The sequence below is a fragment of the Sphingomonas sp. genome (assembly GCF_048595155.1).
In the GTDB taxonomy this organism is placed as follows: Bacteria; Pseudomonadota; Alphaproteobacteria; order Sphingomonadales; family Sphingomonadaceae; genus Sphingomonas_I.
Genome location: NZ_JBMDXN010000097.1, coordinates 1 through 7,783 on the forward strand (window position 1 = coordinate 1; position 7,783 = coordinate 7,783).

Annotated in this window: 6 protein-coding genes, 1 pseudogene and 1 other annotated feature; of the genes and pseudogenes, 1 reads left to right on the forward strand and 6 read right to left on the reverse strand. The window is 62.7% G+C overall.

The window, feature by feature from the left end:
- The 3 genes and pseudogenes from ACOJSI_RS14640 to ACOJSI_RS14650 form a co-directional block, all read right to left on the reverse strand.
- Positions 1-1,610 (reverse strand): annotated as a pseudogene (locus tag ACOJSI_RS14640) (TonB-dependent receptor); the annotation flags it as partial.
- Positions 1,611-1,701: 91 nt separating this feature from the next.
- Positions 1,702-2,589, reverse strand: coding sequence for an AraC family transcriptional regulator (locus tag ACOJSI_RS14645; protein ID WP_420139034.1), 888 nt, complete (start codon positions 2,587-2,589; stop codon positions 1,702-1,704).
- Between the two features lie 29 nt (positions 2,590-2,618).
- Positions 2,619-4,040 (reverse strand): aldehyde dehydrogenase family protein, encoded by a 1,422-nt coding sequence (locus ACOJSI_RS14650; RefSeq protein WP_420139035.1) that lies wholly within the window; start codon positions 4,038-4,040, stop codon positions 2,619-2,621.
- Positions 4,041-4,128: 88 nt separating this feature from the next.
- Here ACOJSI_RS14650 and ACOJSI_RS14655 point away from each other — a divergent pair, with 88 nt between their 5' ends.
- Complete coding sequence (locus ACOJSI_RS14655) at positions 4,129-4,575, forward strand: MarR family winged helix-turn-helix transcriptional regulator (RefSeq protein ID WP_420139036.1); 447 nt, start codon at positions 4,129-4,131, stop codon at positions 4,573-4,575.
- Here the strand turns inward: ACOJSI_RS14655 and ACOJSI_RS14660 are convergent.
- The 3 genes from ACOJSI_RS14660 to ACOJSI_RS14670 form a co-directional block, all read right to left on the reverse strand.
- Positions 4,562-5,386 (reverse strand): p-hydroxycinnamoyl CoA hydratase/lyase, encoded by an 825-nt coding sequence (locus ACOJSI_RS14660; RefSeq protein ID WP_420139037.1) that lies wholly within the window; start codon positions 5,384-5,386, stop codon positions 4,562-4,564. The genes ACOJSI_RS14655 and ACOJSI_RS14660 overlap by 14 nt on opposite strands.
- Positions 5,387-5,487: 101 nt before the next feature.
- Complete coding sequence (locus tag ACOJSI_RS14665) at positions 5,488-6,975, reverse strand: SulP family inorganic anion transporter (RefSeq protein ID WP_420139038.1); 1,488 nt, start codon at positions 6,973-6,975, stop codon at positions 5,488-5,490.
- A 67-nt stretch (positions 6,976-7,042) separates the two neighbouring features.
- Positions 7,043-7,098: a sequence feature (sul1 is cis-regulatory element that is thought to sense ions involved in sulfur or methionine metabolism; They are found in Alphaproteobacteria), on the reverse strand.
- A 99-nt stretch (positions 7,099-7,197) separates the two neighbouring features.
- Positions 7,198-7,783, reverse strand: a 586-nt coding sequence (locus ACOJSI_RS14670) for a helix-turn-helix domain-containing protein (protein WP_420139039.1), incomplete at its 5' end; no start/stop codon positions are given.

Sequence of the window (7,783 nt, forward strand, 5' to 3'; positions counted from 1 at the left end):
CCGTTTGCATCGTAACATCCGAACAGATTGTAATTGAAGCCGTTCAGCTCCTGCTGCCCGCCTTCGAACTGCTTCTTCTCACTGGTTTAGCGGCCGCCGACGGTGAGTACGAGCCATTCGAACGGCCGATAATCGATCTGCCCGAACGCGGCATAATTTTCGGTCTCCAGCCGGTTGGGCCCGTCTACCTGCACCTGCCCCTCGGCGAAGGTGACATAATCGTGGAGGTTACCGGCTTCCTTGAAATAATAGCCGCCCAGCACGTAGTTCAGCTTATTATCGAGCGCCTTGCCGAGCAGCTGCACTTCCTGGCTGAACTGCCATTGATGCATGGTGAAGCTGAGTTGCAGGAAGTTGAGCGGCGAGCCGTCGGCATCCAATCCGGCGCTCCAGTCGAGCTGGCGATAGGCGGTGATCGATTTCAGCGCGACCGTGTCGCTCAGATCATAATCGACGATGCCGGAAAGACCCCAATTCTTTAGGTTGGAGAAGCTGTTGCCCGTGGCGTAGCTCTTGTCCTTGTCGGCAATCAGATAGCGACTATCCCACGGCAGCCGGTCGTTCGCCGGATTCCCATCAACATTGACGCCGGCATAGCTTGGCAGCTGGAAGCGCGGATTGAATTGCGTGCCGGAGACGCCGCACAGCGCCTGCGCCCCGCGCGCCGCGATCTGTGTCTGCGTCGCGCCGATACAGAAATTGTAGAGGCCGGCGAAGTTACCCGGCACCGTTTCGGCCGTGCCGATCAGCTTGTTGGCACTCGTCCCCTTGTCCCGCGTGTAATCACCGGACAATGTGATGCTGAGCGGCCCGCCATGCGCCCATTTCAGCTTGCCGCGTAGATTCCAATTGTCGTTGCCGCCCTCACGCGAGCTGTTGCCGTAATCCGCAGCCGAAAAGGCCGTGTAGGACGGCGTGTTGACGGTGCGCTGATCCGGATCGGGTATGCGCTTGAGAAAGCCGTCTCGCGATTTGACGCCGAAACTCAGAATGGCGCCCAGTCCGTCGGTGATAGGAATGTCGACCGATCCGCGGGCGTTGAGCAGTTTATAGCTGCCGGTCGTCACGTCGCCTTGAACCCGGAAATCCTTGCCGGGATCGCGCGTGACGATGGAGATGGCGCCGCCGATCGTGTTGCGGCCGAACAAAGTTCCCTGCGGCCCTTTCAAGATCTCGACGCGGGAGACGTCCAACAGATCCTGGTTCGCGCCAACCGTTCGCGCCAGATACACGCCGTCCACATAGACACCGACGCCCGGATCAATGTTGAAAGCGAAATCGTCCGAGCCGATGCCGCGAATATAGGCAGAGAGGACGGCAGGCGATCCGGAGAAAGGCGTACCGGCATCAAGATTGACGTTGGGTGCGATGGCAGAGAGCTGGGCAACGCTGCCGACCGCGCGCTCCTTGAGCGTGTCCGCCCCGAAGGCGGAAATGGCGATCGGCACGTCCTGTACGTTTTCAGCGCGCTTCTGCGCCGTAACGACGATCTCGGCGATACCGTCGTTCGGCTTGCTATCCTGCGCGGCGGGCGCCGGCGTGGCTTGAGCCCAGACGGGTGCGACCCATGCCGTCGACGCGAGCAGGGCCGTGGCGAGACCAATGCGCATTTTCCTCTCCCGATAGCGCGCCTGTCGCGGCGCTTATCGGTGGAGGCTAATGCGGCTTGCGCAACGCGTCTTGGACGGGAGCGAACCAGGATCAGGACGATCGCGCACCGGCGCAGCGCCAATCGCGCGGCGTGGTGCCGAACCGACGGCGAAAGCAGCGACTGAAAAAGGCCGCATCGTTGAAGCCGAGCGAGAAGGCGATATCCGTCACGCTGCGACCGGGCTCGGCTACCAGCAACTCGGCCGCGCGGGCAAGGCGACGCTCGTTGACCAGCGCGGTCGGGGTCAGCCCGGTCTCCCGCAGGAACGCCTTCTGAATCGCCCGCGGGCTAAGCCCCGTGGCCGCGCAGAGGCTGGCCGTGCCGAGTTCCGGATCGGTCAGGTGACGCAGCGCATAGGCAACCGGAGTCTCGGTAGCCAGCGCCTTCGGCGCGGCAACAGGCAACTTGCGGCAGAGCAATCGCGCGGCATCGGCAAGCAGGTCACCGACACCCTCATCGATATTTCCCAGCATCTCGCGCTGGTCCCACAGACCGATCAGCATGTGGTTAAGAAAGGCGACATGGGGATCTTGTCCGGGCAACAGCCGGCCATGGAGCAGGTCGACACCGATATCGTCGCCCAGCAAGGTGGCCGGCATCTGCAGGATCAGGCATTCATTGGCGTCGGAAATGTCGATCGCATAGGGCCGGCTGTCGTCGGCGATCAGGATGTCGCCCATCCCGCCCGATATGGCGGTGTCACCATGCAGCATCGTCAGCCTGCCGCGCCGCTGAAGATGGAGCAGCAGGTTATGGCCGGTGCGATTGACCTCGCGCCGGACCTGCGCCCGCGCGCTGCGGGCGCGAGCCAACCCGACGGGACCGAGCCGCCAGCGGGCGAGATCCGCGCGAATGCCTTCCGGGGCTATTGCTGTCATGCCGGGGAAAGCTTCGGCGACGATCTCGCGCCAGAACAGGTGGCGCCGCTGCAGCGGCACCGCCTGGGTGGTGAAATGCTCGACCGCGCTCAGGCAGCCTCCTCCAGCGCCACGGCGTTGACGACGTGCGCCTGGGTATATTCGTGCAAGCCGGATTGTCCGAGTTCGCTACCCAGGCCAGACTGTTTCGATCCGCGAAACGGGATGCGCGGATCGATGGCAAGATGCTGGTTCACCCAGACGGTGCCGGAGTCGATCTTCATCGCAATATCGGTCGCCCGCGCAACGTCGCGTCCCCAGATCGTTCCAGCCAACCCATATTCCGAATCGTTCGCTCTAGCGATCACGTCGTCAATGTCGCGATATTTCAGCACCGGCAGCACCGGGCCGAACTGCTCCTCCCGTACCAGCGGCGCATCGTCATCCAGATCGCGTACGATGGTCGGCGGGATGAAATAGCCTGGGCGATCCAGTGGTTCGCCGCCGGCCAAGACGGTACCGCGCTGCTTCGCATCCTCGATCAAGGCCTTCACCTTCTCGAATTGCATCGCGTTCTGCACTGGGCCAACCTTGGCGCCCTGCTTTGCGCCGTCGTCCACCAAGGTGTCGCGGGCGAGCTGCGCGATTTCGGCGCAGAATTCCTCGTACATCGATTCCGGAACATAAGCCCGCTTGATCGCCACGCAGATCTGGCCGGCATTATACATCGCGCCCTGGAACACCTTCCTTGCCGCCAGCGCCGGCTCGACATCGTCCAGCACGATCGCAGCATCGTTGCCGCCAAGCTCAAGTGTTACCCGCTTCACGCCGTCGGCCGCGGTCGCCATCACCTTCTTGCCGGTCGCCGTGGAACCGGTGAAAGCAACCTTGGCAACGTCAGGATGGGCGGTGAGCAACGCGCCCAGATCATTCTGGTCGCAGATGATGTTGACCACGCCCGGGGGCAGCAGCTCGGCAAAGATCTCGCCGAGCAACAGAGTGGTGAGCGGGGTGGTCGGCGCCGGCTTCAGCACCATGGTGTTACCGGCGACCAGTGCGGGGCCGATCTTGTTCGCCGCCAGGATCATAGGGAAATTCCACGGCGTGATCGCCGCCACTACACCAAGCGGCGTGCGATGCTCGACGACGCGATGTCCGCCCTCGTCGCGCAACACCTTGGTTTTGGGACGCATGTCAACGAAGGCGCGGAGCGTAAACACGGTGCCCATCACCTCACCCGTCGCCTGATCGAGCGGCTTGCCCTGTTCGCTGGTGAGCAGGCTGGCAAATTCACTGGAGCGTTCCAGCAGACGGGCGGCGACCGCCTCGACCAGTGCCGCGCGGTGCTCGATCGGCGTCGCGGCCCATGCCGGAAAAGCGGCTTTGGCGGCAGCAACGGCCGCATTGAGCTGACCCACGTCTGCCTTGGGGCAGCGTGCGAACGACTTGCCGGTGGCGGGATTGATCACGTCGAATTCCGACGCGCCGGAAACGGTTTCACCGTTAATCAACAACTTGAACATGCTTTCCAAGGCAGCTCTCCCGAAACAGCCCGCGACTTGTTGGCGCGGATCTTCTATCGTCCGCCAGAATGTATCCTAGGCATACTGAATCGACAAGATGACTCAGAGTGTTCCGTCCGACGATGATCTCGATACGTTGGTCGGGTATCAGCTACAGATGGCGCGGCTGCAGCTATCGGAGGCGGCCCACACCGCCCTGGCGCCCTACGGTATCTCTCCCGCCAAGGTGACCGCATTGGCCTTGGTCCGGGCGCAGCCTGGCCTCGATCAATCGGCGCTCGGCCGAGCCTTATCGATCAACCGCGCGAGCGCGATGAAGCTGGTCAACCTTCTGGAGGAGCGGGGATTGGTCGAGCGCCGGCCGGGACGCAACCTGCGCAGCCATGCGCTGCACCTGACGATCGAGGGCGAGGCGCAGCTGCGGGACATGATTGGGCGGCTGCGCGCGTCCGAAGCGCCATTGCTGGCGACCCTCAGCAAGGCGGAGCGCGAAACGCTGCTGCGGCTCTTGCACCGGCTGCACGCCCCGCTCAGCTCCGATTGAGGTCGTAAGCGCCAAGGCCGGGCTTGTAGCTTTTCTCGTCGATGAACTGGCGAATGCCTTCCTTGCGACCTTCACTTTTGTCGTGGAAGTTGGCCGCCTCCTGCATGCGGACCAGATAATCCTCGGCCTCGTCATAGGTGAGCGTGCCGACACGGCGCACGGCATCCTTGGCGAATTTCAGCGCGACGGGATTTTTCCTGAGCAGCAGGTCGGCAATCTCCCGCACCCGCGCCTCCAGCCGTTCCAGCGGCACGCTTTCGTTGACAAGCCGGCAGACCGCCGCCTGCTTGCCATCGATCAACTCGCCGGTCAGTGTTAGCCACATCGCATCGCGCATCGACAACAAATCGACCACCACCTTGGTGACGCCACCGCCCGGCAGAATACCCCAATTGATCTCGGACAGGCCGAACTGCGCCTCGTCTGCCGCCACCGCCAGGTCGCAGGCGAACAAGGGACCAAAGCCGCCGCCGAAGCACCAACCATTCACCATCGCGATCGTCGGTTTCTGAAACCAGCGCAGTCGGCGAAACCAGCCATAGCTTTCGCGCTGCGATTTGCGGATGCCGCCCAGTCCTTGCGCTTCCGTTTCCCGGAAATATTCCTTCAGGTCCATGCCGGCCGACCAGGCGCTCCCTTCGCCCCCCAGCACCAGCACGCCCACGTCATCCCGATATTCCAGCTCGTCGAATACTTCCGCCATCCGGCGGTTCAGCGCCGGGTTCATTGCGTTACGCTTCTCCGGCCGGGCGAAATAGACCCACGCGATGCGGTCCTCGACACGATAGGAGACCCCATCCCTAGCGATCATCACTGCCTCTCCCTAATTTAGGAATGTATCATTGGCATACATTCAATATTTTGGGAAGAGGGTGCTGCAGGCATGGGGTTGATCGCGCCCGAACGTGTGCGTCAGTGCGGAGCCACGCCGAGCTCGAAGCCGGTCTTGTCGTGCGTGGCGAAACGGTCGATCAGATCGGCGCTCGCGCGGTTATATCCGATGACCTCAACCAGCGAGCCCTCGCGGCGAAGCCGGGCAACGATCTTGTCCAGCGCCCCCACACCTGAGATGTCCCAGAAATGTGCCGCAGACACGTCAATCGTGACGGGCTGCGCTTCTCCGCCACGGAATGCCTTCGTGAAACGATCAACCGAGGCGAAGAAGATTTCTCCGCTGACCTGGTAGAGGACACCACCTGCCCCCTCCGATCGCTCGACCCTGAACATCCGTTGGACCTTACCCGCGAAGAAGATGCCGGACAGGAGAACGCCGGCGAGAACGCCTCGGGCGAGGTCGTGCGTCACAACCACTACCGCCACCGTGACGACCATCACGATCGACGAGGTCGGTGGATGACGACGGACGTTCGGGATGGAGTTCCAGCTGAAGGTCCCGATCGAGACCATGATCATGACGGCGACGAGCGCCGGCATCGGAATGCGGCCGACGATCGGGCCCAACACAGCCAACAGAAAGAGGAGAAAGGCGCCTGCCACGAAGGTCGAGAGGCGCTTTCGCCCGCCTGAGCTTACGTTGATGACGGATTGCCCGATCATCGCGCAGCCTCCCATGCCGCCGACCAGGGCTGCCGCGATGTTGGCACCGCCCTGGCCCATACATTCTCGACGCTTGTCGCTCTCGCTGTCCGTCATGTCGTCAACGATCTGAGCCGTCATCATCGACTCAAGCAGGCCGACGGCCGCCATCGTCAGCGCGTAAGGCAGGATGATCTGGAGCGTTTCCAGTGTGAGCGGAACATGCGGAAATGCCAGGCTTGGAAGCCCTTCCGGCAGCTTACCCATGTCGCCAACCGTTCGAACAGGTATCCCAAGCGCGATGCTGGCGACTGCCAAGACAATGATCGCCACCAGCGGCGATGGCACCGCCTTTGTCAGACGCGGCAGGAGGTAGATGATGGCGAGGCCGCAGGCGACCATCGCATAGGCATGCCACGACACGCCCAGCAGTTGCGGCAGCTGTGCCATGAAGATCAGGATCGCCAAGGCATTGACGAAACCGGTGATCACGGAGCGCGACACGAACTGCATGAGCAAGTTCAGGCGCAGCAGGCCTGCAATGATCTGGATAATGCCCATCAAGATCGTGGCCGCGAAAAGATACTGCACGCCGTGGCGGTGGACGAGCGGTGTGACCACGACGGCCACAGCCGCTGTCGCCGCCGAGATCATGGCCGGCCTGCCGCCCAAAAGGGAGATGATGATCGCAATCGCGACGGAAGCATATAATCCGACGCGCGGATCAACACCGGAGATGATGGAGAAGCCGATCGCTTCGGGAATGAGGGCGAGCGCGACGACGATACCTGCAAGCACGTCCCGGCGCGCTTCACCGGCGTTGGCGAACCATTCGGTTCGGAACCGAGAGTCGATTTTGATCATGGGCCTTGCTTGAACACACCACATGAGCCCGAGCGCCGGACGGCGTCGGTATGTCTGATCATGTGGAGGTTGCCCGGCGGATCGGCGGCCGGGATAGCCACCCGGGATTGCACCGGGTCCTTGCGAATGACGCCGCCCTAGCGACTAACATACCACCATAGCAAGGACGACTGAAGCAGGGACGACTGACCCCCGCCCTCTCCGGCGCAGTTCACCGGAATTCTATCCGGGCGTTTTTTCCAGCAGATCGTGGCGACGCAGTGCGTGGCGCAGCTGATCATAGGTCAGTTTCAGCGCAGCGGCGGTTGCGCGCTGGTTGAAACGGCAACGCGCCAATGCCGCCTCCAGCAGCTTGCGTTCGTAGCTGTGGCAGGCAGCGCGAAGATCGTCGCAATGATCGGATAGCGTGGTCTCGACGGCGGCGGGAGGCGCGACCGCCTTTTCTTCCTGAGGCGCCAACGTCCCCTTTTCGCGGCGGTAGGGCGATGCGAAGGGATCGAATTGGATGGCGTCGACCGGCTTGTCGCTTTCATCCCACCGGTAAACGGCGCGCTCCACGACGTTGCGCAACTCGCGCACATTGCCCGGCCAATCATGCTCTTCCAGTTGGGCCATCGCGTTCGAGCCGAAGCCCGGCCACCGCGGCCAGCCGAGTTCTGCCGCCATACGGCGCGCGAAATGGTCGGCCAGCACGGCAATGTCGCCCTCGCGTACCCGGAGCGGCGGCAGGTTGATTACCTCGAAGCACAGCCGGTCGAGCAGATCGGCACGAAAGCGTCCCTTGTCCACCAAGGCGGGCAGATGTTCG